The organism is Inquilinus sp. OTU3971, from assembly GCF_038440215.1.
The window spans coordinates 75,215-98,362 of sequence record NZ_JASATH010000005.1 but is presented as its reverse complement, the minus strand read 5'-3'; the positions used below and the strand labels follow the sequence as shown (position 1 = coordinate 98,362).

Genomic DNA, 23,148 nt, shown 5'->3' with positions numbered 1-23,148 from the left:
GCAGCCCCCTCCCCCTACCCCCCTCCCGCAAGGGGAGGGGGGACAATAAAAGAAAACGCCTCAGCACCAATTCTGGTCGTCCGCGACCTCAGCGTGCCCGGCCAGGGCGCCGCGGCCGTGGCCGATGTCGCGCTGGAGGTGGCACCGGGCGAAATCCTGGGCATCGCCGGGATCGACGGCAATGGCCAGGCGCAGCTGGCCGAGGCGCTGGCCGGGCAGCGGCCCGCGAGCGGCGGCACCGTCCTGCTGGATGGCCGGCCGATCGACCGGCTGGATGTCGGCGCGCGGCGCCGGCTGGGGCTGCGCTATGTCACCGACGACCGGCTGGGCGAGGGCACTGTCGGCCCCTTCCCCGTCTCGCTGAATCTGCTGCTGAAGCAGATCGGCGAGGCGCCCTTCTGGTCGCGCGGGCTGGAGCGGCCGGACGAGATCGACCGCCATGCCCGCGCCCTGGTCGCCGCCTTCGACGTGCGCACCCCAGGCATCCGCACCCCGGTCAGCCGCCTGTCCGGCGGCAACATCCAGAAGGTGCTGCTGGCGCGCGAGCTGTCCGGCGCCGCCCGGGTCGTGATCTACAGCAAGCCGACCTACGGGCTCGACCTGCAGACCACGCTTGCCGCGCGGCGGCGGATCCGCGACGCCGCCGATGCCGGGGTCGCCACCATCCTGATCTCGACCGACCTGGAGGAGTTGCTGGAGCTGGCGGACCGGATCGCGGTGATGTCGCGCGGCCGCATCGCTGGCACTGTCGCCAATGACGACCGGGCGCGGCAGCGCGTCGGCGAGCTGATGATCGGGGCGGCGTCATGACGGCGGACGCGGTGAACGGCACGGCCCCCGCGCAGAAGCCGCCCGCAACCCCCGGCGTGGCCGCAGCCGCGCTGCATTGGGCGCTGGTCACACTGGTGCCGATCCTGGCGGCGCTGCTGCTGTCCGGCGGCGTGCTGCTGGCGCTGGGGACGGACCCGCTGGCCTATTACGGGCTGGTCCTGCAGCGCGGCCTTCTCTCCTGGCTCGGGCTGCAGGCGTCGCTGTCGCGGATGGCGCCGCTCTTGTTCCTGGCCGCCGGGCTGATCGTCGCCTTCCGTGCCGGCATCTGGAATCTCGGCACCGACGGCCAGTTCCTGCTGGCCGCGGTGATCGTCGCCGCGGCCGGGCCGCCGCTGGCGGCGGCGCTGCCGGGCTGGATCGCCCTGCCGCTGTGCCTGGTCCTGGCCGCGGCGGTCGGCGCCGCCTGGTCGCTGCTGCCGGCGCTGCTGCGCGCCTATCAGGGGGTGAACGAGATCATCACCACGCTGATGATGACCTTCCTCGGCACCTCCTTCGCCAATGTGCTGGTGAAGCTGGCCTTCCGCGACCCCGCCACCACGGTGCCGCAGACCCGGACCCTGGCGGTGGACGACCGGCTGCCGCGGCTGTTCGGCAGCACCATCAGCGGCGGGCTGGTGCTCGGCCTCGTCGCCGTCGTACTGGTCCATCTGATGATGACCCGCACCGCCTTCGGGCTGAAGCTGCGGGTGGTCGGCGCCAATGCCCGCGCCGCCGTGCATGCCGGGCTGCCGGTGCCGCGGTTGACCGTCGCCGTCTTCGCCATCTCGGCCGGGCTCGCGGCCATGGCGGGAGCGGTCGACATCATCGGCGTGCAGGGCAATGTCCGCGCCGACTGGAACCCGGCCTATGGCCTGGCGGTGATCCCGCTGGTGTTCCTGGCCCGGTTCAACGGCTTCGCCAGCATCGCCTTCGTCTTCCTGTTCTCCGTCCTGTCGATCGGCGGCGAGAGCGCGGCGCGGCGGCTGGGCGTGCCGCACTACTTCACCCTGGTGGTGATGGCGATCCTGCTGATCGCGCTGGCGCTGGTCGAGTTTGTCGACCACCGGCGCCGCGAGCGGATGAGGGCCTGAGCATGGACGGGCTGCTGACCCAGGCCTTCCTGACCTCGCTGGTGCTCGGCGCCATCACCGCCGGCGTGCCGCTGCTGCTGGCCGGGCTGGGCGAGCAGATCTCGGAGAAGGCCGGCGTGCTGAATGTCGGCATCGAGGGCATGATGCTGGCCGGCGCCTATCTCGGCTTCCTGGTCGCCTATTCCAGCGGGTCGATCTGGCTCGGCTTCCTCGGCGGCGCCGGCGGCGGCCTGCTGGTGGCCCTGCTGATGGCGCTGCTCTGCGTCCGGCTCGGCCTCAACCAGATCGTCATCGGCATCGCCCTGACCCTGGGCGCCGAGGGGCTGACCGCCCTGCTCCACTTCTTCCAGTTCGCCCAGAGCTATCCGCGGCTGGAGGGTGCCGCCACCCTGCCGATCCCGCTGCTATCGGCGATCCCGGTGATCGGCCCGGCCCTGTTCGATCGCCACCCGGTGGTCTATCTCGCGGTCGCGCTGGTCTTCGTCCTGGCCTGGGTGTTCCGGCGCACCGCGCTCGGCCTCGACCTGCAGGCGGCGGGCGACAAGCCGGCGGCGCTGGATGCCGCCGGGGTCGACGTGATCGGCATCCGCACCGCCGCGGTGCTGGCCACCGGTGCGCTGGCCGGCATCGGCGGCGCCTTCCTGGCCAATATCGGCGCCGGGCTGTTCATCCCCTTCATGACCAACGGCGCCGGCTTCATCGGCATCGTGCTGGCGATGCTGGCGCGCGGCCGGCCGGTCTGGGTGCTGCTCGGCGCCCTGCTGTTCGGCGCCTGCCTGTCGCTGACCACGGCACTGCAGGTCGCCGGCGTCGACGTGCCGACCGACGTGATCCAGATGCTGCCCTTCGCCGCGGTGATGGTGGTGCTGGTGCTGTTCGGACGGCGCGCCAGCCTGCCCGCGGCGCTGGGCCTACCCTACGTCCGAGGCGCCCGCTGACCCTTCCGGAGGAACCCATGACAGACACCAAGGTCTTTCTGCTCGACGGCGGCTCGCTCGTCCTCGACGGCTACCACGTCTTCTGGAACCGCGGTCCCGGCGGCGAGATCCGCTTCCCGGTCTATTCCATCCTGGTCGAGCATGCCGAGGGCCGCTTCCTGATCGACAGCGGCTTCGACTACGACCATGTGATGAAGGTGCTGCCCTTCGAGAAGCCGCAGCAGACGAAGGAGCAGACCATCCCCGGCGCGCTCGGCCTCTTGGGGCTGGAGCCGAAGGATGTCGGCACCGTCGTCAACTCGCACTTCCACTTCGACCATGTCGGCGGCAACAAGTACTTCCCACATGCGAAGAAGCTGTGCCACCGGGACGAGATCGCCCAGGCGGCGACGCCGCAGCCCTTCGAGGTGCTGGGCTATTCCGACCTGAGCTTCTCGGCCGAGGCCGCCGCGGCGCGCGGCAAGAGCGACCAGCTGCTGGCGGGCACCACTGACGCCAATTCCCGCTTCGAGACGGTCGAGGGCGATGTCGAGCTGGCCAAGGGCGTGCACCTGCTGTTCACCCCCGGCCACGCCATCGGCCATTACAGCCTGCTGGTCGAGTTCCAGACCCGGCGGCCGATCCTGTTCACGATCGACGCCGCCTACACCCAGAAGAGCCTGGAGACGCTATGCCAGGCCTCCTTCCACATCGACCCGGTCGCGGGCGTCGCCTCGATGCGCCGCCTGGCCAAGCTCGCGGAAGAGCGGGAGGCGGAGCTGATGTTCTCGCACGACCCCGCGAACTTCCCGAACTACCAGACCGGCCCGAAATTCTACGGCTGAGGTCATTCCCATGCCCGACCAGACGATCCGCGAGCCCGTCTTCACCCTCACCTCCGGACCGGTCGACGCCTATCCGGCGGTGCTGCGCGGGCTGTCGCGCACCATCCACTACGACTACGACCCGGTGTTCCAGGCCTTCTACGAGCAGGTGACCGAGAAGGCCCGGACGGCGATGCGCCTGTCGACGCCGCCGGTGATCCTGCATGGCGAGCCGGTGCTGGGGCTGGAGGCGGCGGCGGCCTCGCTGATCGCCCGCGACGACGTGGTGCTGAACCTCGCCTCCGGCGTCTACGGCAAGGGCTTCGGCTATTGGGCCAAGCGGTACTGTGCCGAGCTGGTCGAGATCGAAGTGCCCTACAACGAGGCGATCGACCCGGACGCCGTCGCCCGCGTGCTGCAGGCCCGGCCCGACATCCGCATCGTCTCCGCCTGCCACCACGACACGCCGTCCGGTACGATCAATCCGGTCGACGCGATCGGCCGGATCGTGGCGGAACACGGCGCTTACCTCATCGTCGACGCGGTGTCGTCCTTCGGCGGCATGGACGTGCACCCCGAGGCCTGCCACGCCGACATCTTCGTCACCGGCCCGAACAAGTGCCTGGGCGGTGCGCCGGGCCTGAGCCTGCTTGGCGTCAGCGACCGCGCCTGGAGCAAGATGAAGGCCAACCCCGACGCGCCCCGCGCCTCGATGCTGAGCATCCTGGACTGGGAGCACGCCTGGAAGCACGACCGGCCCTTCCCCTTCACCCCCTCGGTCGCCGAGGTCAACGGCCTCGACGCCGCGCTCGACCAGTATCTGGCGGAGGGGCCGGAAGCGGTGTGGGCCCGCCACGCGCTGACCGCGCGGGCCTGCCGGGCCGGTCTGCAGGCGATGGGGCTGGCGCTGTGGCCGGCGCACGAGGCCATCGCCTCCCCTACCACCACGGCGGTCCGGGTGCCCGACAGCGTGGCCGACGAGGCGCTGCGCGGGGTCGCGCGCGACCGCTACGGTGTCGCCTTCTCCTCCGGCCGCGGCGAGACACTGGGGAAGCTGGTGCGCATCGGCCATATGGGGCCAACCGCCCAGCCGCTCTACGCCGTGGTGGCGATCAGCGCCCTCGGCGGGGCGCTGGGCGCACTCGGCCACAAGGTCGATATCGGCCGCGGCGTGGCGGCCGCGATGGCGGCCATCGACGCCGGCTGACTCACCAACCAACAAAGGAACAGGGACATGGCTTCGGATCTTTCGGGCAAGGTCGCGATCGTGACCGGGGCGGCGCAGGGCATCGGTCGGGCGATCGCGGAGCGGCTGGCGGCCGACGGCGCGCGGATTGTCGTCGCCGACATCAATGCCGACGGCGCCGCAGCCGTGGCCGCGGCGCTGGGGAACGACAGCTTCGCCGTCGCCTGCGACGTCTCCGATCCCGCTTCGGTGGCAGCGCTGCACGAGACGGTGGCGGCGCGGGCCGGCGGGGTCGACATCCTGGTCAACAACGCCGCGATCGTGCCGTTCATCGCCTGGGACGAGGTCGACCTGGCGCATTGGAACAAGATCGTCGCGGTCAACCTGACCGGCGTGTTCCTGATGTCCCGCGCCTCCTCCGACCTGATGCGGCGGGACGGACGCAAGGGCCGCATCGTCAACATCTGCTCGAACACCATCTTCGCCGGCACGCCGAACATGGCGGCCTATGTCGCGGCCAAGGGCGGCGTGTTCGGCTTCACCCGGGCGCTGGCGACCGAGCTGGGCAAGCACGGCATCACCGTGAACGCGGTGACGCCGGGGCTGACGGCGTCGGACGGGGTCATGGCCAGCCCACACGCCCAGGCCTTCGGCTTCGTCGAGATGCTGCAGGCGATCCCCGGCCAGGGCCAGCCGCGCGACATCGCCCCGGCGATCGCCTTTCTCGCCTCCGACGAGGCGCGCTGGATCACGGGGCAGACGCTGAATGTCGACGGCGGGATGGTAAGATGGTGAGAGCACCACCCGGGTCCACGACGGGACCCGGGTGGTGCGGCCCGTTCAGGGCTTCTTCGTGTGCATGTGCCCCTGCTGGAGCTGGAGCGGCGGCGCCGCCGCAGCCGCCGCCGAAACATCCCCGTCCGGCAGCACGATCGCGACGTTCTGCATCATGCCCCCGTCCTCATGGTCGAGGATGTGGCAATGCAGCACGAACTCGCCGATGTAGCGTTCATAGCGGGTCCGGACCGTGATCGTGTAGAGGCCCTTCTTGGGATCGGTGATGTCCTTATTCGGGAGCAGGCTCTTGATCCAGAGCGTGTCCTTCCACACGCCCTTCAGGCCCGGATATTGGGGATCGGCCACGTCCGGCTTGCCGCCATCGTTGTCGAGGGCTCCCGGGAGGCTGACGTCGTGGCCAGCCGGATCGATGATCGAGACGATCTGGAACGGATTGACATGGATGTGGAACGGATGGCTGACGAAATGCGATTGCATCGTCCACTCGTCCACCCCGCCCAGCTTGAGCACCCGGTCCAGCCGGTCGGGCTTGTAGGGCTCGGCCTGGGCCTCGCTCAGGGTGTTGCTCACCTCGAACTTGGTATTGTCGGGGTCGCTGACATCGATGAAGAAGGTCAGCTCCTGATGGCCCGTGACCTCGCCGTCCGCGATGTCCGGATGGGGGACGAAGAGGGAGAATCTGAGGCCGTTCCTGAGGTCGGCGACCACCGCCGGTGCGATATCAGCGGGCATCTCGGCTTCGGCCGCAGCCGCCAGGGTATTGACCACATAGCTGGTGAGGTTCGGGACCTCCGTGCCCGGTTCGACATCCACGAAGCCGAGGAGCGACGGGTTGGGGTTGTCGCCGTTGACCGACCCAGCCTTCGGCGAGGATGCGTCGATCAGGCAGTAGCGGCCCGCCTCCGGGAACACCGTCAGCGTGTCCCAGCGGTAACCGGGCTGGAACACCGTGAGGTTCGAGCCCTGCGCCTGCGCCAGGGTCAGCCCGTCCGCCGCGACCCGATAATAGGTGATGCCCGAGTCGTTACAGGATTGCTCGATGAAAGTCTGGGCCTCCGCCTGGCTGAAGGTCGCGGCGATCTGGGCCGAGGGCTTCATCTTCACGATCCTGAGGCTGATCGTGTCGCGCACGCCGGCATGGATCATCCGCCAGCGCTCGATCTGACCCTGGGTGGCCTTGAAGGTGGGGAGGACGACGCCGTTGATCGACGTGTAGCGTCCCGAATCGGGCCATTCCCCCGGGGAGAACAGGTCGTAGTTTTCGATTTCGCCGACATCGTCGGCGTCGCAGATATAGGGACCGTCGGTTCCCTCGCGCTTGATCGTTCCGTCCGGGTTGCGGCAGGCATACTGGATCTGCTGGAACACCATCACCCGCTCCGGGAAGCCGTCCAGCAGCGTGTCGAGGTCGCCCTTGGTCGAGCCGGTGGGCAGCCGGTTGCCGCGGATGATCAGAGCCCCGGCCATGCCGCTGGAGACCTGCAGCGCGGTCGAGCCGTGGCGATGGGTGTGGTACCAGAACGTCCCTGCCGGATGGTCGCCCGGGATGTTGTATTCGTATTGGAACTTGACGCCGGGGTTGATCGACAGCAGCACGTTGTCGCCGTTGCCCGACGGGTTCACCCACAGCCCGTGGCTGTGCAGATTCGTGCCGTTGAAGCAGTGCCCCCCATTGTGCTCGTGATCGGGCGCGCAGCTCGGGTCCGCCGGCAGCTGGTTGTGCAGGTTGACCCGGATCGTGTCGCCCGCATCGACGTCGATCGTCGGCGAGACATACGGCGCCGTCGGGTTGACATCGGTGCCGTTGTAGCTGCGCAGATGCACCTTGTCGTAGCGGCCCGTCGCCGGGTTGTACAGCTGCCCTTCGGTGTAGACGATGTTGAGATCCAGCACCTGCTCATGCGGCAACGCCTCGGCCACCCGCGGCCTCAGGCTCGTCGGCGGAGAGACCCCCGCACCGAGGACCCGGGGATTGCTGACCAGCCGCTCCGCGGTCTGCGCCCCGGCCGGTACCGTGCCGAAGGCGGCCCATGCAAGGCCGACGAGCAGAAGACGTCCAATGGAGACCTTGGTATCGACAGCCATATCCTCCTCCAAAAATTGTTCGCACTATCGAAATCGCAATAAATCCACCCCGTGAGGGGCTGGCCCGTCAGGGACCGAGGAGCACCGTCACGCGCCGGACCTCCTCCCCGGTCGGGTCGCGCGGCGGCGCTCCGACCTGGGTGATGCTGAGCCGGACGACGACGCGGTCGCCCTCGATCGCCTCTGTCGGAACAGGAAGCGGGTAGGTCCCGGCCTCCTGCCCGGTGCGGATGGCAAAGGGCGAGATCACGCCGATGTCCCGGCCCGATGCCGTTGCCACGATGACCTCCTGGCCCCGGCCTATCCGGCCGACCTCCACCTGCAGCCAGGCGATCTCGCCCGGCCGCAGCGGGCGCGGCAGGGGCAGCGTCAGCTCCTGCGCCGCCGCGCTGCCGCCGAGGACCAGGATTGCGAGCAATCCGAAGGCCGCAGCGGCGAGGCTGAGCGCCGCTCTACTGCGTCGCCAGCGAGACGGCCTTGAGCGCGACGGCCGGCTTGTTCTGTCCATGGGACGGCACCACCCGGATGTTCAGCGTCGCCTCCGCCGCGGCGCCCAGTTCCGTGAAGGCGCGCAGCGTCTTCGGCAGGGGCACCGCGAAGGTCAGGTCCATGTCGCCATGCCCGTGCATGCCCGGCGTGTGCGCGCCGAACAGGGCGAAGGTGCCGGCATAGTAAGGGCTGTCGGCCAAAACCTGAGTGACGCCCTCGGGCGCGTTGACAAGGATGTCGAACTCGCGGGTCGGGGACGGCCCCGACGGCTGAGGCAGCGTGATCTGCGCCACCAATGGCCGCCCACCCGTCGCGGCAAGATGGCCCCGGACGGCGGCCGCCGGCACCGCCACCTTGCCGACATTGGCCACCACTGAGCCTTGGATGGGCTGCGGCGGCGCGGCGGCGACCAGCCCGTCGCCGGTCTTCGGGACGATCTCCTCCCCCGACCCCGGCTCGTAGTCGTAGTCGAACACGCTCATGTCGAAATAGTCGCCGGCCTTGGCCGGGCCGACAGGCTTGCCGTCGCCGTCGATGTAGAACAGGAACGGTTCGTTGTTGAAGGTCGCGGCATCCGGGTCGGCTGGACCGATGGGCCCACGCTCACGCATCTGTTTCCGCGTCCAGACATCCCACAGCCGGTCCATGTTCGCGTGATGCAGGAAGAAGATCGGGTCGACCGGCGACAGGTTGTTGGTCATGTTGCCGTAGGGGCCTGGGTCGGTCCTGCTGAAGCCGCCGAGATAGTTGTGCGTCTTATTGTGCGGGAACCCTTCGAGCAGGGAGAACACCTTCGAGTTGGGCGGCGCCGTGTTGTGCGAGGGCGTCTTGGCGCTGGTGAAGCTGAAGGGAGCGAAGGCTTCGTTGAAGTGCTTCGGCAGCAATCCTGCGATGATCATGAACAGCGAGACGTCGACGGCGGTCTTGTCGTCCAGCTTCGGGTTGTCGCGCGACAGGTAGCGGGCGCTGGAGGTCACGCAGAACGCCTGGTTCTCGGTGACGGCGTAACCCCCCGATTTCGGCTCCGCCGGCGGCGGCGGCTGCGGCGGGATATAGCCGGTCACGTCGTTCCACATGTCGCCGAAGGCCTTGTAGCCCCGGTTGTTCAGCTGCGTGAGCTGGTCGGGCGACAGGCTGTCCCAGTATTTCGTCAGGGCCGGCGTGACGAAATCGGAGAACCGCGCCAGGTTGCCGGTATAGGGCAGATAGGCCGAATCCGTCGGGGTCAGGGGGCCGTCGAACATCCCGTCCGGGATCTGCGGCAGCTGGGTCCAGTCCCAATAGGGCAGTGCGAAGTCCGGGTCGCCGCTCAGCGTGCGGATGGTGCGCTCGAAATAGCCGATATAGCCGCGGTGCCAGACATAGAACCACCAGTTGCCGTGCGGGCAGTCCATCATGTGGATGAACGCGTTGCGGAACCAGTTCTGCGGGTGGTCGGCCGGCAGGTCCAGCATCGCCTGCACGCCCTTGGCGTAGCTGGCCAGCATCCTCTGGCCGGCGGGGCTGGTGACATTGGGGCGGGTGTATTTCGCGGCCGCCCGCGCCGGCCGAAACGGCACGGCCGCAGCGCCGGCCACGGCGGCGGCTGCCACCAGAACATCGCGGCGCGTCAGGTTGAAATCCGTTCTGTCCATGCTGTCCTCCCGATAAATCTGCCAATCGAAACATCTCTTCCAAAATCGATCGCCATCCACCAAAATGCGACCGAATTTGCAACCAACGATACCTCATGATTGACAATCATCACCAATAACAATCACGAAATACCTTCAGCAAAAACGAACAAACCATATTCTTCTTTTATAGATATTTCTGATATCCTTTTTTATATTAAATAAATATTGCGAAACTCAGAATCACTGTCGTAAAAAATGAACAGACATCATCGGTTGCATACTACGCGACACATCCATCCGATTCCGAACTACGGAACCTATATCTGACATTATTTCGATCCCGAGCTGATCTGCAATTGTTATTGTATGATTTAAATTTGCAACAAGATCGAACCGAATTACCGGAAAAATCTATGCTTTGCAGTGATCTGGTGACTGAGATCTCCGTGCAGCGTCTCGTCTTCCGAACTTCTCGGCCCGGTCACCGCCGGTTGATGTGGTGGTCGATCAGCTGCCGCAGCGCCGCCACGTCGCGGGCGCGGATGGCGGCGACCATGGCGTGGTGCTCCTGCGCGCTGAGGCGCAAGCCCGCCAGGGTGAACCAGCGGCCGGTGGTGCCGGACTGGCCGCGCTCGCGCATGTCGTGGATCAGCGCCGCCAGCACAGGGTTGCCGGCGATGTCGTAGAGCCGGCGGTGGAAGGCGTAGTTCAGCTCGGTCCGGGTCGGCGGGTCGGCGGTCTCGATCGCCTGCCCGAAGCGCGTGGCGATGTCGTCGAGCTCGGCCAGGTCGGCGGCCGTCGCCCGCGCCACCACCGGCTCCGCCGCGCCGGTCTCGAGGATCGTCCGCACCGCCTTCAGATGCAGCAGCTCCTCAGGGTCGGGCGCCGCCACCCGGAAGCCGCTATTGACCTTGTGCTCGACCAGCCGGCGGTTCTTCAGCTCGACCAGCGCCTGCCGCACTTCGAAGCGGTTGGCCTCGTAGCGCTCCTGCAAATCGATCTGCTTCAGCCACTCCCCGGCCCGATAGACGCCGTAGAGGATGTCATCCCGGATCGCCTCGACCAGCGTCTCGACCCGCCCCCGATCCATGCCCTGCCGCTTCATCGTTCTTCGGTGTCTCGTTCCGTCCGCGCCCGGCGCGCCAGCAGTCTTGTAGCATGCCGGGTTGCCGTCTGCGATTTTGACGTCTATCGTCACGGAAAAATTGGCGCCAATTTTGGAGAATGCCAGATGGCCGATGGCGGCGTGCTGAAGGCGGATCTCGAAACCGGGCGTGCGGCGGTCCCCGGAGCGGTGGTGCGACCGGCGCCGGCGGGTCCGCGACGGACGGGCACCACGCCGGTGCTGTCCTGCCGGGCCGATCCGCGCTTCGGCTACAGCCTGTTCGTGCCGCCGCGGCTGCGCCGCACCGAGCGGGTGCCGTTGCTGGTCGCGGTGCATGGCAGCCTGCGGGGCGTGGAATCGAGCCGCGACGCCTTCGCCGACTTCGCCCGCTGGCACGGCGCCGTGGTGCTGGCGCCGCTGTTCCCGGCCGACCCGCTCGGCGACGGCAACGAGGACGGCTACAAATACATGGCCGAGGGCGACATCCGGTACGACCGGCTGCTGCTGGCCATGGTGGCGGAGGCCGAGGCGCGCATCGGCCTGGGCTTCGACCGGTTCTGCCTGTTCGGCTTCTCCGGCGGCGCCCATTTCGCCCACCGCTTCCTCTACCTGCATCCGGAGCGGCTGCGCGCCGTGTCGATCGGTTCCCCGGGGTCGGTCACGCTGATCGACCCGAAGCGCGACTGGTGGGTGGGCACGCGGGACATGGAGCGAATCTTCGGCCGCGCCCCGGACCTGGAGGCGATGCGCCGCGTGCCGGTGCATCTGGCGATCGGCGACAGCGACCTGGAGACGGCGTCGATCACCCACCGGCCCGGCAGCCGGCATTGGATGACGGACGCCAACCGGGCCGGGGCCAACCGCATCGCCCGGCTGACCAGCCTGCGCCGCAACCTGCAGGCGCACGGCCTGGCGGTGCGGCACGACATCATCCCCGGCGCCGCCCACGATCTCGCAGCGGTGGCGGAGCGGGCGCGCGACTTCTTCCACGACGTGCTCGGCCCCGGCCGGGCATCCGCCTTCGGCGCATAACCACAAACAGACAGGGGGCAAAATGAACCGGCTCATGCTACTGGCCGCGGCGGCGGCGCTGGCGGCGGTCCCCGCCGCGGCCGAGACGCCGCGCGGCGGCACCATCAGCACCGTGCTGTCGGCCGACATCCGCAGCACCAACCCGGGCGTCGACCGCGACGGCGCCACCGACATCGTGCACCAGCACATCGTCGAGGGGCTGGTCGGGTTCCGCGAGGACCTGGAGGTCGGGCCGATGCTGGCCGACCGCTGGGACGTGTCGGACGACGGCAAGACCTACACCTTCCGTCTGCGCCGCGGCGTGAAGTTCCAGAACGGCGCAACCATGACCTCGGCCGAGGTGAAATGGTCCTGGGACCGGCTGATGGACCCGGCCACCAAATGGCGCTGCCGCGACGTCTACACCGGCGACAACGGGCTGAAGGTCGAGAGCGTGACGGCGCCGGACCCAGACACCGTGGTCTACGTCCTGGACCGACCCAGCGCCGGGTTCCTCTATAACCTGGCGCGGATGGATTGCGGCGGCACGCCGGTGCTGCACCCATCCTCGGTCAAGCCGGACGGCAGCTGGGACAAGCCGGTCGGCACCGGCCCCTTCATTCTGTCGGACTGGCGCCCGGGTCAGTACATCGAGCTGAGCCGCTTCGACGGCTACACGCCGCGCAACGATGCCATGAGCGGCTATGTCGGCCGCAAGGAGGTGTTCGTCGACAAGGTCCGCTTCAACATCATGCCGGATTCGGCGGCCAAGCTGACGGCGCTGCAGGCCGGCGCGCTGGACACGGCCCCGCTGGAATCGCAGGACCGGATCCAGATCCGGGACAACATCGCTTTCGAAGTCCAGTCCAGCATCACCCCGGGCTGGGAGGCGCTGATCCTGCACTCCGGGGACCCGATCCTGCAGGACAAGCGGGTGCGGCAGGCGATCGTGATGGCGCTGGACCGCGCCGCCATCGCCGAGGCCGTGACCTTCGGCGGCTCCAAGTTCCAGGCGACGCCGGTGCCGGAGTTCAGCCCCTATCACTCCCAGGCCCAGACCGACGCCCTGCCCTACGACCCGGAGCGGGCCAAGGCCCTCTTGGCCGAGGCCGGCTACAAGGGCCAGCGCATCGTCATGACCGCGAACAAGCGCTATGCCGAGATGTATGATTGCGGCGTGCTGATGCAGGACATGCTGCGCAGCGTCGGGCTGAACGTCGAGCTCGAAGTGCTGGAATGGACGGCGCAACTGGACGCCTACCAGACCGGCAAGTTCCAGACCCAGTCCTTCTCCTACTCGCCGCGGCTCGACCCGCTGGGCCAGTGGGAGCGGATCATCGGGCCGCAGCCGCGCAAGATCTGGAAGGACCCGCGTGCCATCGACCTGCTGGCCCAGGCCAACGCCACCACCGACCGGGCGCAGATGCAATCGGTGCTGGACCAGATCGGCCGGCTGTTCACCGAGGAGGCGCCGGCCGCCAGCCTGTACCTGCACGCCTCCGACTACGCCGTGGCCAAGCGGATCCAGGGTTTCAAGGTCTGGCCGGCCGACGCGCCGCGCTACTGGAACGTCTCGGTGGCCAAATGACCGTGATCCGCGCCGCCTGCATCCAGCTCAATGTCGGGCCGGAGGTCGGCCCCAACCTCGCCGCGGCCGGCGCCCTGATCCGTGACGCCGCGTCGCGCGGGGCGACGCTGATCGCGCTGCCGGAGGTGGCGGATGCGATCATCGAGGACCCGGCGCTGCTGCAGGAGAGGGCGCAGCCGGAGGAGCGGCACGAGGCGCTGGCCAGCTACCGCGCCCTGGCCCAGGAGACCGGGACGGTGCTGCTGCTCGGCTCCGCCGTCGTGCGCACCGAGGGGCCGCGCTTCGCCAACCGCTCCTACCTGCTCGGGCCCGACGGCGCGGTGCTGGCGCGCTACGACAAGATCCACCTCTACGACGCCGACCTCCCGGACGGCGAGGTGCATCGCGAGAGCGCGCAGTTCGCCCCGGGCGGCACCGGGGCAGTGGCGCGGCTGCCGGGCGGCGGCAGGCTGGGGCTGACCATCTGCTACGATCTGCGCTTCCCGCAGCTGCACCGCGCCCTGGCGAAGGCGGGGGCTGAGATCCTGGCGGTGCCGGCGGCCTTTGCCTGCGCCACCGGCGCCGCGCATTGGGAGGTGCTGCTGCGGGCCCGGGCGATCGAGACCGGCTGCTTCGTCCTGGCCCCGGCCCAGACCGGCACGCATCATTTGGGCCGCCGCACCTGGGGCCATTCGCTGATCGTGTCGCCCTGGGGCGAGGTGCTGGCCGATGCCGGGACCGAGGTCGGGCTGATCGTGGCCGATCTCGACCTCGACCGGGTCCGCGCCGCCCGCGCGGCCCTGCCGACGCTGACGCATGACCGGCCGTTCGAGGTGGCGGCGGCCGATCCCGTGTGACGCCGCCCGCCGATGGCCGATCAGAGGCTCGTTTTCAGGTCGGCCAGCGTGATCATCAGCGTCATCGGATCGAGCGGCGAGGGTTCGAAGCCGATCCGCTCGTAGAACGTCCTGGCTTCGGCTGACAGCGCGTGCACGATCATCCCGCGAATCCCGACGATGTCGGCTGCCTGGATGACCCGCAGGCCCGCATCCCTGACCAGGGCGCGGCCGAGGCCGCCGCCCTGTCGGGACCGGTCCACCGCGAGCCGACCGAGGACGACCACCGGGATCGGGTCCGGCATGTTGCGGCGGAAGCCGCCGGGTGCGGCGTCGATGGCGATCGCGCTCGACGCCAGGGCGTAATAGGCCAGCACGCGGCGGCCCTCACAGGCGACGAAGGTGCGGGACGCGCCGGTCGTCTGGTTCTTCAGGGCCCGGCGCTTCAGCCAGTTGTCCAGGCTCTCGACGCCCGATCCGAACCCCTCGGTGTCGTGATGCGACGGCAGCGGCTCGGGCGCCGAAACCGTCATTCCTTATCCCACGGAGCTTTGGTCCGCATCGTCCGGCGCAGCCGCTCATTGGGCTGGGGCGGCATGTCCAGCCGGGCCAGGAATGCAGCATAGGCCTCGGGGCTGACCACGATGACGGTCTGGTCAAGCAGGGCCTCTTCGGCGGCTGCGCGCGCCGCGTCCAGCACGAAGTCCGTACGATTCTTCCCTCGTGCCTTCGCCGCCCGATCGATCAGGCTGCGTTCTTCGGGCTTGATGCGGATGTTCAGCGTTTCACGCTTACCGGATGCGGCGCCTGGCGTGGGCATGGCTCGACCTCCTACAGGTCAAGCCATCATAGCACAGCCGTAGTGTCAACGTCATTACGTTGCGTGCGGCACCCTACCCCGCCGCCCGTCGCGTTTCCTCGATCACGACGCGGCCGGGCTTGCCCAGGGCCTTGGCCACGGCTTCGAGCCGGCGGTCGACGGCGAGGCCGGTCAGCGCCTCCTCGTCGGCCGGCAGGGTCAGCACCACCGCCTCGCCCGACACCGTGAGGCTGGTGCGCTCGAGCAGCGAGGTGGCGCCGCCGGTCAGGGTGTGGGCCAGGCGCAGGGCTTGTCCGAGCAGCAGCACCCGGCTGCGCATCGCCTCGGTCAGCAGCTCCAGCACCGGCCCGGTCAGCGCGTCGCCCAGGGTGCCGCCGTAGCGGACATAGACCGCGGCCGCCAGGAACACGCGCTCGGCATGGTCGAGCCCGGCGACCGGCATGCGCAGCACCCGCAGCCAGGCATGCTCGGCCCGGTAGTCGGGATGCTCGAACCAGCCGATGTCGGACAGCAGGCTGGCCGCCTGGCGCAGCCGCGCGTCGTCCGCCGTCTCCTCCGGGAACACCGAGCGGGTCCATTCCGCCACCACCTCGGCATGGCCGAAGCGGTCGAGCCGGTGCGCCAGCTCGGCGGCGGCGTAGATCAGCGGATCGCGCGCCTGGTCTTCCGGCGACAGCAGGTCGAACAGATGGCCCTCACGCAGGCCGAGGGCCGAGAACACCACCCGCGCCGGCTTCAGGGTCTTCAGCACGCCTTCCAGCACCAGAGCGGCCATCGGCAGCATCTCGACCCGGCGGCGGGAAATCGAGGCACCGGAGAGGGCCCCCTTGCTCTGCTTCGCCACCAGGCTGACGAAATCGGCCAGCGCGCCGGTCGGCACCGTGTACTGGTGGATGATGTGCAGCGGGTGGTTCACCCGCTCCATGAACAGCTTGGCGATGGCGCGCCAGGCGCCGCCGACCGGGTAGAAGCTGCGGCCGGCATAGGCCGGCAGCCAGTCCTGCTGGCCCAGCGTGTCGAGCACGACGCTGCGCGCCTCCTTGCGCGCCCCGGTCTCGTCCATCAGCCGGAACGGACCGAGCGGCAGGGTCACCTGCTCGTCGATCTCGCCGCGGTCGAGCCCGACCAGCTCGAGCGAGCCACCGCCGAGATCGCCCATGACGCCGTCGACGTCGCGGATGCCGGAGATGACGCCGAGGGCGGACAGCCGCGCCTCCTCGACGCCGCTGATCACCGTGACCGGCAGGCCGCAGCGGCGTTCGACCTCGGCGACGAAATCGGCGCCATCCTCGGCCTCTCGCACCGCCGCGGTGGCGAGCACGTCGACCCGGTCGACGCCCATGCCTTCGAGCAGGCGGGTGAAGCGCGAGAGGTTGTCGAGCGCCTGGACCAAGCCCTCGGGCGACAGGCGGCCGGCCTGGCCCAGCCCGCGGCCGAGGCCGCACATCACCTTCTCGTTGAACACCGGAACGGGCGACCGGGTCACCCGGTCATAAACGACGAGGCGGATCGAGTTCGAGCCGATGTCGATGACGCCCACCCGCCCCGGCCGGGACGGCACGATCGGTCCGATACGGAACACCTGATCTCAAATCCTCATTCCGCGGGCTTGGCCAGGCGGCGCGGCGCCCGTTTCGCATCCTTCAGAGCACTGCCCCGGCCGGACAGGCTGGGGTTGGTCATGAAGTACATGTGTGCGCTGAAGGCGTCCTCCGGCGCGTCGATCCGATGATAGCGGCCATCGGGGTCGAGCATCCAGGTGTTCGATTCATCCTTCAGGTTGGCCAGCATGATCTGCTCCATCACCTGCTGGCGGACGGTGGCGTTCTCGAGCGGTACCAGGCTCTCGATCCGGCCGTCGAGATTGCGCGGCATCCAGTCGGCCGAGGACAGGAGGACCTTGGCCTGGCGCGAGGGCAGCTTCTGGCCGTTGCCGAAGCACAGGATGCGAGCGTGCTCGAGGAAGCGGCCGACGATCGAATGCACCCGGATGTTCTCCGACAGGCCGGGCACGCCGGGCCGCAGGCAGCAGATGCCGCGGATCACCAGGTCGATCTCCACCCCGGCCTGGGAGGCCTGGTACAGCTTGTCGATGATGGTGGCGTCGACCAGGGCGTTCAGCTTGACCCAGATCTGGGCCGGCTTGCCGGCCTTGGCATTGTCGATCTCGGTCTCGATCAGCTCCATGATCCGGCTGCGCAGGAACAGCGGCGCGATCGACAGCTTCTCCAGCTTCGCCGGCTTGGCGTAGCCGGTCATGTAGTTGAACACCGCCGCGGCGTCGTGGCCGAGTATCGGGTCGCAGGTGAAGAAGCTGAGGTCGGTGTAGATCTTGGCAGTGATCGGGTGGTAGTTGCCGGTCCCGAAATGGGTATAGGTGCGCAGGCCGCCCTGCTCCCGCCGCACCACCATCGAGACCTTGGCGTGGGTCTTCAGATGGATGATGCCGTAGACCACCTGGGCGCCCGCCCGCTCGAGGTCGCGGGCCCAGCGGATGTTGGCCTCCTCGTCGAAGCGGGCCTTCAGCTCGACCATCGCGGTGACCGACTTGCCGGCCTCCGCCGCCTCGACCAGGGCCTGGACGATCGGCGAGTCCTTCGAGGTGCGGTACAGCGTCTGCTTGATCGCCACGACGTCGGGGTCCCGCGCCGCCTGGCGCAGGAACTGCACGACGATGTCGAAGCTCTCATAGGGGTGGTGGACGACGATGTCCTTGGCCCGGATCGCGGCGAAGCAGTCGCCGCCGAAATCGCGCACCCGCTCCGGGAAGCGGGCGTTGTAGGGCGAGAACAGCAGCTCCGGCCGCTCGTCGACGATCAGCTTCCTGGTGTCGCTGAGGCCGAGCAGCCGGTCCATGGCGAAGACGTCGTCGTCCTTCACCTTCAGCTTCTCGCAGACGAAGCGGCGCAGCGAGTCCGGCATGTCGGCGGAGACGGCGAGGCGGATGACGATGCCCTTGCGCCGGCGCTTCAGCGCGCTCTCGAAGGTCTTGACCAGGTCCTCCGCTTCCTCGTCGATCTCCATCTCGCTGTCGCGGATCACCCGGAACACGCCGCTGGCGTGCAGCGTGTAGCCGGGGAACAGCCGGTCGAGGAACAGCTTGACGATGTCCTCGATCAGCACGAAGCGGATCGGCGCCCCGGGCAGGCGGGTGAAGCGGTCGAGCTGCGGCGGCAGCGGCACGATCGCGTCCATCTCGTCCTGCGTCTCCTCCCCGGTGTTGACCAGGGTCAGGGCCAGGCACAGGCCGAGATTGGGGATGAACGGGAAGGGATGGGCCGGGTCGATGGCCAGCGGCGTCAGCACCGGGAACATCTCGTTGAGGAACCGCTCCTCGAGCCAGGCCTTCTCCGACTTGGTCAGTTCGTCCGGCCCGACCACGGCGATGCCGGCGGTGCGCAGCTCCTCGCTCAGGACGCGCCAGCAATGCTGCTGGTCGCGCATCAGCTCCTGCACCCGGGTGGTGATCTCGCCGAGCTGCTGCGCCGGGCTGAGCCCGTCCTGGCTCGGCGAGGCGACGCCGAGCGCCACCTGCGCCTTCAGCCCGGCGACGCGGACCATGTAGAACTCGTCCAGGTTGGAGGCCGAGATCGACAGGAAGCGCAGCCGCTCCAGCAGCGGGTAGCGGGTGTTGTAGGCCTCCTCCAGGACGCGCTGGTTGAAGGCCAGCCAGGATAGCTCGCGATTGATGAAGCGGTCGGGCGAATCCGCCGGGATGGACGGCAGGACAGGCGCGCGGACAACCTCCGGCACCTCGGTGAGGACGGCCTCGGCGGTGCTCTGCAACATGCTCACGGGTCGTCTCCGAACCTTCATCGATCGCAACAAAACTGTAATATCAAGCGCTTGCCGCGCTCGATTTCAGCGCCACTATACACAAGCCCGAATAGGAAGCGCCATTCAGTAGCGCTGTGGCACGTAGAGTTCGGCCGGCAGCGTGCGGCGCTCGTAATTCGGATCGAACACCCGCTCCGGCAGGGTGATCTCCTCATGCGGCACTTCCCCGTACGGGACCTTCGAGAGCAGGTGCGAGATGCAGTTCAGGCGCGCCCGCTTCTTGTCGTTGCCCTCCACGATGTGCCAGGGCGCCTCGGGAATGCTGGTGCGCTCGAACATGGCCTCCTTGGCCTTGGTGTACTGCTCCCAGCGCACGCGGGACTGCAGGTCCATGGGCGAGAGCTTCCACTGCTTGATGGGATCGTGGATGCGCATAAGGAAGCGCAGCTGCTGCTCCTCGTCGGTGATGGAGAACCAGTACTTCACGAGGATGATGCCGGAGCGCACCAGCATGCGCTCGAACTCCGGCACGTCGCGGAAGAAGTCCTCCACCTGGCTTTCGCTGGCGAAGCCCATGACACGCTCGACGCCGGCGCGGTTGTACCAGCTGCGGTCGAACAGCACGATCTCGCCGGCGGCCGGCAGATGCGGCACGTAGCGCTGGAAGTACCACTGGGTCTTCTCGCGGTCGGAGGGGGCGGGCAGCGCCACCACCCGGCAGGTGCGCGGATTGACGCGCTGGGTGATGCGCTTGATGGCGCCGCCCTTGCCGGCGCTGTCGCGGCCCTCGAACAGGACCACCATCTTGAGGCCCTTGTAGTGCACCCAGTCCTGCAGTTTCACGAGCTCGCTCTGCAGGCGCAGCAGCTCGTTGAAATAGGTGTGGCGGTCGATGGTGTTCTTCCTGCGCGTCTCGAGCAGGGCGCGCAACTCGGGCGGGACGCGGGCGTCGTCGACCGCCTGCTCGAGCTCCTCGTCGATGTCATCCTCGAGTTCGATCTCGAGCCAGCTGCGGGTCTCGGTGTCTTTCAGCTCGGTCATGTGCCTGTCTCCTGCTGCTCACCCCCCGTGTACCCGGAAGCTTATGCAGTTTGGTGACAGCGGCCGCCGGTCGGGCGGGTCCGGCCACTTCTGCCTGGCGTCGCCTCCCTTCCCGCGTCAGCCCATCGCAAAGACGGGCATGCGGTCGGCGACGCCCCGGAGCGTCAGCGCCTGAGGCCGGGCTTCGATCCCGCGCGACGAGAGCAGCCGGACCGACTCCGCGTCCCGGACCACCCCCTGGGTGGCGAAGATGCTGTCCTCGGTGGCCAGCGCCTGCACCCGCGATGCGATGTTGACGGTCTGGCCGAAATAGTCCTGGCGGTCGTTGAGGCTCACCGCAAGGCACGGCCCCTCGTGGATCCCGATCTTCAGGATCAGCTCCTCCGCCCCCTGCCGCGCGTTCAGCTGCCGCATGGAGTCGCGCATGCGCAGCGCGGCCGAAACGGCCCGGTGCGGCGCCGGGAAGGTCGCCATCACGGCATCGCCGATGGTCTTGACCACGGCGCCGGCTTCGGACCCCACGATCTCGTTCAGGATCTGGAAATGGGAGCGCACCAGGTCGTAGGCGACGAGGTCGCCGACCCGCTCGTACAGGTCGGTCGACCCCTTCAGGTCGGTGAACAGGAAGGTCAGGCTCATGATCTTGAGCCTTTGCTCGACGTCGAGCGTCTCGGTCCGGTAGAGGTCGCGGAAGGTCTGGTTGGTCAGCAGCCGCTTGGCGGTCAGGAACGGGCGGCGGCCGCCCAGGAGCCTTTCCAGCTCCGGCCCCGCCACGAAGACGCCCACCAACACCCGGCCCTCGGTGCGATTGTCCAGCAGCAGGCGGAGCGGACCGGGAGACATGGTCGTGTGGCCCACGCCGGCAGGGGCGCTGGTGAAGACCATGGACAGTTCCCGGCGCTCCGGCGTCGGCTCGCCCGCGCTCTCGATCAGATGGGCCGTGTGGGTCACGGGATCAAAGATGATGACGGGGTGTGCCGGAAGCTGCAGGGCCAGGATCATGCGTTCGCCGGCCTGCAGTTCGACCGTCTCCAGCATGATCTTGCGGCTGAGTTCGTCGAACGCGCCGGGCTCGGGGAACGCCAGGCCCGATCCGAAGAAGACCTGCCGGTAATAGTCCCAGAAGCCGAGTCTGCCCGGGTCATGGGCGGCGATGCTGCGACTCCGGGGGCTCACCGTGAAGCTGACCTCCACCGTGTCGTCGAGCGTCGGCTCGCTGGTCAGCGCGCAGAAGGCGCAATGATAATCCTGCTGCCGCACGCTCTTCAGCGTGGCGTTGGCGCTGAGGACACCGCCGCAGCTCGGGCACAGGATGTTCCAGGACATCTCGAACAGGCCCAGCCGCGAGGCGTGCAGCAGGGCCGCGATCATCGCCTCCTCGTCCAGGCCGCGGTCGGCCGCGAAGGCCAGGGCGTTGACGCGGGCGAGCGCCTCGTCGCGGCCGTTGCGGACAAGATCGTCGACGGCATCGACCACGCCGGGGTCGGCCGAGCGGCGCAAGGCGTCGAGGAGGGCGTCGTTGTCCTGCATGGGCGGAGCATACCCCAGCCGCCCCCGTGGCGGACAGGGGGGCTCGCCCCTACGGCAGGACGCCTCCCGCCGCGCGGCCCGTTAGCGCCGGCCGCCGAAGAGCGAGCCGAGAATGCCGCGGACCACGGCGCGGCCGATGCTGCCGCCGATCGTGCTGGCGCCGGAGCCGCCGACGCTGCGTCCGAGGCTGCGGCCGAGCTGGGTGCCGACCGAGCTGCCGGTGTTGCGGATCACGTCGCGGAAGATCGACTCCGCCATGCTGGGGCCTTCCTTGGCCTCGGCCTTCGCCTGGGCCTTGGCTTCGGCCGCCGCCGTCGCCTGCTGCTGCGCCTCGGCCGCCTTGATGCTCAGCTTCTCGTAGGCGGAGTCGCGGTCGATCGCGGCCGCGTATTTCGCGGCCATCCCGCCGGCCGCGATCGCCGCCTGGCGCTCGGCATCGGTGATCGGGCCGAGGCGCGAGATCGGCGGGCAGACCAGCGCCCGCTCCACCACCTCGGGGATGCCCTTGCCGTCGAGGAAGGAGACCAGCGCCTCGCCCACCGCCAGCTCCTGCAGCGCGCGGGCGACGTCGAGTCCGGCCTCGGTGCGGAAGGTGTCGGCGCTGGCCTTCAGCGCCTTCTGGTCGCGCGGGGTGAAGGCGCGCAGCGCGTGCTGCGCCCGGTTGCCGAGCTGTGCCAGCACCTTGTCCGGCACGTCGATCGGGTTCTGGGTGACGAAATAGACGCCGACGCCCTTGGAGCGGATCAGCCGCACCACCTGCTCGACCTTCTCGACCAGCGCCTTGGGCGCGTCGTCGAACAGCAGATGCGCCTCGTCGAAGAAGAACACCAGCTTCGGCTTGTCCGGGTCGCCGACCTCAGGCAGGCGCTCGAACAGCTCGGACAGCAGCCAGAGCAGGAAGGTGGCGTAGAGCCGCGGCGCCTGGATCAGCGTCTCGGCCGCCAGCACGTTGATCACGCCGCGCCCGTCCGCGCCGGTGCGGATCAGATCCATGAGGTCCAACGCCGGCTCGCCGAAGAAGGCTTCCGCCCCCTGCTGCTCCAGCACCAGCAGCTGGCGCTGGATGCTGCCGACCGAGGCCTTGGAGACGTTGCCGTAGACGCCGGTGAACTTCGAGGCGTTCTCGGCCATATGGGCCAGCAGCGCCTGCAGGTCCTTGAGGTCGAGCAGCAGCAGCCCTTCCTCGTCCGCCGCCTTGAAGGCGATGTTGAGCACGCCTTCCTGCGTGTCGTTGAGCTGCAGCAGGCGGGACAGCAGGAGCGGCCCCATCTCCGCCACCGTGGCGCGGACCGGCGTGCCCTGCTTGCCGTACAGGTCCCAGAACACGGTCGGATAGCCCTGATACGCCAGGACGCCGAGGCCGAGCGTCTTGGCGCGCTCCTCGATCTTCGGATTGGCCGCGCCGGGCTGGCTGATGCCGGCGATGTCGCCCTTCACATCGGCGACGAAGACCGGCACGCCGGCCTGGCTGAAGCCTTCGGCCAGGACTTTCAGCGAGACGGTCTTGCCTGTGCCGGTGGCGCCGGCGATCAGCCCGTGGCGGTTGCCGAGGCCGAGCAGCAGCCGGTGCTCGCGCTGGCCCTTGGCGAAATAGAGTCCGTCGGTCATGTCCGTCTCCTCGGCCCGCGGCCCGGCATAACGGGCG

The 23,148-nt window shown here is 68.7% G+C and carries 20 protein-coding genes; 9 read left to right on the top strand and 11 right to left on the bottom strand.

Features of this window, described 5'->3' with window-relative positions:
* Nucleotides 1-93: 93 nt before the first annotated feature.
* Genes AAHM41_RS02605 through pldH form a run of 6 tightly spaced genes read left to right on the top strand, consistent with a single transcriptional unit; the run spans nt 94 to nt 5,623 of the window.
* A complete protein-coding gene (locus AAHM41_RS02605; RefSeq protein WP_342234941.1) occupies nt 94-810 on the top strand; it encodes an ATP-binding cassette domain-containing protein in 717 nt (238 codons plus the stop codon).
* Entirely contained in the window at nt 807-1,901 is a 1,095-nt protein-coding gene (locus AAHM41_RS02600) for a putative B6 ABC transporter permease subunit 2 (protein ID WP_342234940.1), read from the top strand. Before AAHM41_RS02605 ends, AAHM41_RS02600 begins: the two co-directional genes overlap by 4 nt.
* A gap of 2 nt (nt 1,902-1,903) precedes the next feature.
* Nucleotides 1,904-2,839: a putative B6 ABC transporter permease subunit 1 gene (locus AAHM41_RS02595; RefSeq protein ID WP_342234939.1), complete on the top strand. Its 936-nt coding sequence runs from the start codon at nt 1,904-1,906 to the stop codon at nt 2,837-2,839.
* Between the two features lie 17 nt (nt 2,840-2,856).
* On the top strand, nt 2,857-3,663 hold the full coding sequence (pldA, locus tag AAHM41_RS02590; protein ID WP_342234938.1) for a 4-pyridoxolactonase: 807 nt from the start codon (nt 2,857-2,859) through the stop codon (nt 3,661-3,663).
* A gap of 10 nt (nt 3,664-3,673) precedes the next feature.
* Nucleotides 3,674-4,849: a pyridoxamine--pyruvate transaminase gene (gene ppaT, locus AAHM41_RS02585; protein ID WP_342234937.1), complete on the top strand. Its 1,176-nt coding sequence runs from the start codon at nt 3,674-3,676 to the stop codon at nt 4,847-4,849.
* 27 nt (nt 4,850-4,876) lie between these two features.
* On the top strand, nt 4,877-5,623 hold the full coding sequence (pldH, locus tag AAHM41_RS02580) for a pyridoxal 4-dehydrogenase, SDR-type (RefSeq protein ID WP_342234936.1): 747 nt from the start codon (nt 4,877-4,879) through the stop codon (nt 5,621-5,623).
* Nucleotides 5,624-5,668: 45 nt separating this feature from the next.
* Here the strand turns inward: pldH and AAHM41_RS02575 are convergent, their stop codons facing one another.
* The 4 genes from AAHM41_RS02575 to AAHM41_RS02560 all read right to left on the bottom strand — a co-directional run bounded on the left by AAHM41_RS02575 (nt 5,669) and on the right by AAHM41_RS02560 (nt 10,906).
* Complete coding sequence (locus AAHM41_RS02575; protein ID WP_342234935.1) at nt 5,669-7,711, bottom strand: multicopper oxidase family protein; 2,043 nt, start codon at nt 7,709-7,711, stop codon at nt 5,669-5,671.
* 67 nt (nt 7,712-7,778) lie between these two features.
* Nucleotides 7,779-8,129, bottom strand: a complete 351-nt coding sequence (locus tag AAHM41_RS02570; RefSeq protein ID WP_342234934.1) for a hypothetical protein — start codon at nt 8,127-8,129, stop codon at nt 7,779-7,781.
* A 34-nt stretch (nt 8,130-8,163) separates the two neighbouring features.
* Nucleotides 8,164-9,834 carry a tyrosinase family protein gene (locus AAHM41_RS02565; RefSeq protein ID WP_342234933.1) on the bottom strand — a complete coding sequence of 557 codons (1,671 nt, stop codon included), beginning with the start codon at nt 9,832-9,834 and terminating at the stop codon, nt 8,164-8,166.
* A 463-nt stretch (nt 9,835-10,297) separates the two neighbouring features.
* Nucleotides 10,298-10,906: a GntR family transcriptional regulator gene (locus AAHM41_RS02560; protein WP_342234932.1), complete on the bottom strand. Its 609-nt coding sequence runs from the start codon at nt 10,904-10,906 to the stop codon at nt 10,298-10,300.
* 141 nt (nt 10,907-11,047) lie between these two features.
* Between AAHM41_RS02560 and AAHM41_RS02555 the strand changes: the two genes are divergently transcribed.
* From AAHM41_RS02555 to AAHM41_RS02545, 3 genes are read left to right on the top strand one after another with little or no spacing between them, the layout of a single operon-like run.
* On the top strand, nt 11,048-11,953 hold the full coding sequence (locus AAHM41_RS02555) for an alpha/beta hydrolase (RefSeq protein ID WP_342234931.1): 906 nt from the start codon (nt 11,048-11,050) through the stop codon (nt 11,951-11,953).
* 22 nt (nt 11,954-11,975) lie between these two features.
* The gene (locus AAHM41_RS02550; RefSeq protein ID WP_342234930.1) at nt 11,976-13,520 is read left to right on the top strand and encodes an ABC transporter substrate-binding protein; all 1,545 of its coding nucleotides are present in this window, start codon (nt 11,976-11,978) and stop codon (nt 13,518-13,520) included.
* Nucleotides 13,517-14,356 (top strand): carbon-nitrogen hydrolase family protein, encoded by an 840-nt coding sequence (locus tag AAHM41_RS02545; protein WP_342234929.1) that lies wholly within the window; start codon nt 13,517-13,519, stop codon nt 14,354-14,356. Before AAHM41_RS02550 ends, AAHM41_RS02545 begins: the two co-directional genes overlap by 4 nt.
* 20 nt (nt 14,357-14,376) lie before the next feature.
* Here AAHM41_RS02545 and AAHM41_RS02540 read toward each other — a convergent pair whose 3' ends face one another.
* The 7 genes from AAHM41_RS02540 to AAHM41_RS02510 all read right to left on the bottom strand — a co-directional run bounded on the left by AAHM41_RS02540 (nt 14,377) and on the right by AAHM41_RS02510 (nt 23,111).
* On the bottom strand, nt 14,377-14,868 hold the full coding sequence (locus AAHM41_RS02540) for a GNAT family N-acetyltransferase (RefSeq protein WP_342234928.1): 492 nt from the start codon (nt 14,866-14,868) through the stop codon (nt 14,377-14,379).
* Complete coding sequence (locus AAHM41_RS02535) at nt 14,865-15,155, bottom strand: type II toxin-antitoxin system TacA family antitoxin (protein WP_342234927.1); 291 nt, start codon at nt 15,153-15,155, stop codon at nt 14,865-14,867. Before AAHM41_RS02535 ends, AAHM41_RS02540 begins: the two co-directional genes overlap by 4 nt.
* A 73-nt stretch (nt 15,156-15,228) precedes the next feature.
* Nucleotides 15,229-16,737 (bottom strand): Ppx/GppA family phosphatase, encoded by a 1,509-nt coding sequence (locus AAHM41_RS02530; RefSeq protein WP_342234926.1) that lies wholly within the window; start codon nt 16,735-16,737, stop codon nt 15,229-15,231.
* Between the two features lie 14 nt (nt 16,738-16,751).
* Complete coding sequence (locus AAHM41_RS02525) at nt 16,752-18,944, bottom strand: RNA degradosome polyphosphate kinase (RefSeq protein WP_342234944.1); 2,193 nt, start codon at nt 18,942-18,944, stop codon at nt 16,752-16,754.
* A gap of 111 nt (nt 18,945-19,055) precedes the next feature.
* Nucleotides 19,056-19,973: a polyphosphate kinase 2 gene (gene ppk2, locus AAHM41_RS02520; protein ID WP_342234925.1), complete on the bottom strand. Its 918-nt coding sequence runs from the start codon at nt 19,971-19,973 to the stop codon at nt 19,056-19,058.
* Between the two features lie 117 nt (nt 19,974-20,090).
* Complete coding sequence (locus AAHM41_RS02515; RefSeq protein WP_342234924.1) at nt 20,091-21,503, bottom strand: adenylate/guanylate cyclase domain-containing protein; 1,413 nt, start codon at nt 21,501-21,503, stop codon at nt 20,091-20,093.
* A gap of 81 nt (nt 21,504-21,584) precedes the next feature.
* The gene (locus AAHM41_RS02510; protein WP_342234923.1) at nt 21,585-23,111 is read right to left on the bottom strand and encodes a helicase HerA-like domain-containing protein; all 1,527 of its coding nucleotides are present in this window, start codon (nt 23,109-23,111) and stop codon (nt 21,585-21,587) included.
* Nucleotides 23,112-23,148 lie beyond the last annotated feature (37 nt).

Coding starts and splice junctions, on each gene's coding strand:
- AAHM41_RS02510 (WP_342234923.1), bottom strand. CDS start 23,111: ATGACCGACGGACTCTATTTCGCCAAGGGCCAGCGCGAGCACCGGCTG.
- AAHM41_RS02550 (WP_342234930.1), top strand. CDS start 11,976: ATGAACCGGCTCATGCTACTGGCCGCGGCGGCGGCGCTGGCGGCGGTC.
- AAHM41_RS02555 (WP_342234931.1), top strand. CDS start 11,048: ATGGCCGATGGCGGCGTGCTGAAGGCGGATCTCGAAACCGGGCGTGCG.
- AAHM41_RS02600 (WP_342234940.1), top strand. CDS start 807: ATGACGGCGGACGCGGTGAACGGCACGGCCCCCGCGCAGAAGCCGCCC.
- pldA (WP_342234938.1), top strand. CDS start 2,857: ATGACAGACACCAAGGTCTTTCTGCTCGACGGCGGCTCGCTCGTCCTC.
- ppk2 (WP_342234925.1), bottom strand. CDS start 19,973: ATGACCGAGCTGAAAGACACCGAGACCCGCAGCTGGCTCGAGATCGAA.
- AAHM41_RS02565 (WP_342234933.1), bottom strand. CDS start 9,834: ATGGACAGAACGGATTTCAACCTGACGCGCCGCGATGTTCTGGTGGCA.
- AAHM41_RS02535 (WP_342234927.1), bottom strand. CDS start 15,155: ATGCCCACGCCAGGCGCCGCATCCGGTAAGCGTGAAACGCTGAACATC.
- ppaT (WP_342234937.1), top strand. CDS start 3,674: ATGCCCGACCAGACGATCCGCGAGCCCGTCTTCACCCTCACCTCCGGA.
- AAHM41_RS02595 (WP_342234939.1), top strand. CDS start 1,904: ATGGACGGGCTGCTGACCCAGGCCTTCCTGACCTCGCTGGTGCTCGGC.
- pldH (WP_342234936.1), top strand. CDS start 4,877: ATGGCTTCGGATCTTTCGGGCAAGGTCGCGATCGTGACCGGGGCGGCG.
- AAHM41_RS02545 (WP_342234929.1), top strand. CDS start 13,517: ATGACCGTGATCCGCGCCGCCTGCATCCAGCTCAATGTCGGGCCGGAG.
- AAHM41_RS02560 (WP_342234932.1), bottom strand. CDS start 10,906: ATGGATCGGGGGCGGGTCGAGACGCTGGTCGAGGCGATCCGGGATGAC.
- AAHM41_RS02515 (WP_342234924.1), bottom strand. CDS start 21,503: ATGCAGGACAACGACGCCCTCCTCGACGCCTTGCGCCGCTCGGCCGAC.
- AAHM41_RS02525 (WP_342234944.1), bottom strand. CDS start 18,944: ATGTTGCAGAGCACCGCCGAGGCCGTCCTCACCGAGGTGCCGGAGGTT.
- AAHM41_RS02540 (WP_342234928.1), bottom strand. CDS start 14,868: ATGACGGTTTCGGCGCCCGAGCCGCTGCCGTCGCATCACGACACCGAG.
- AAHM41_RS02575 (WP_342234935.1), bottom strand. CDS start 7,711: ATGGCTGTCGATACCAAGGTCTCCATTGGACGTCTTCTGCTCGTCGGC.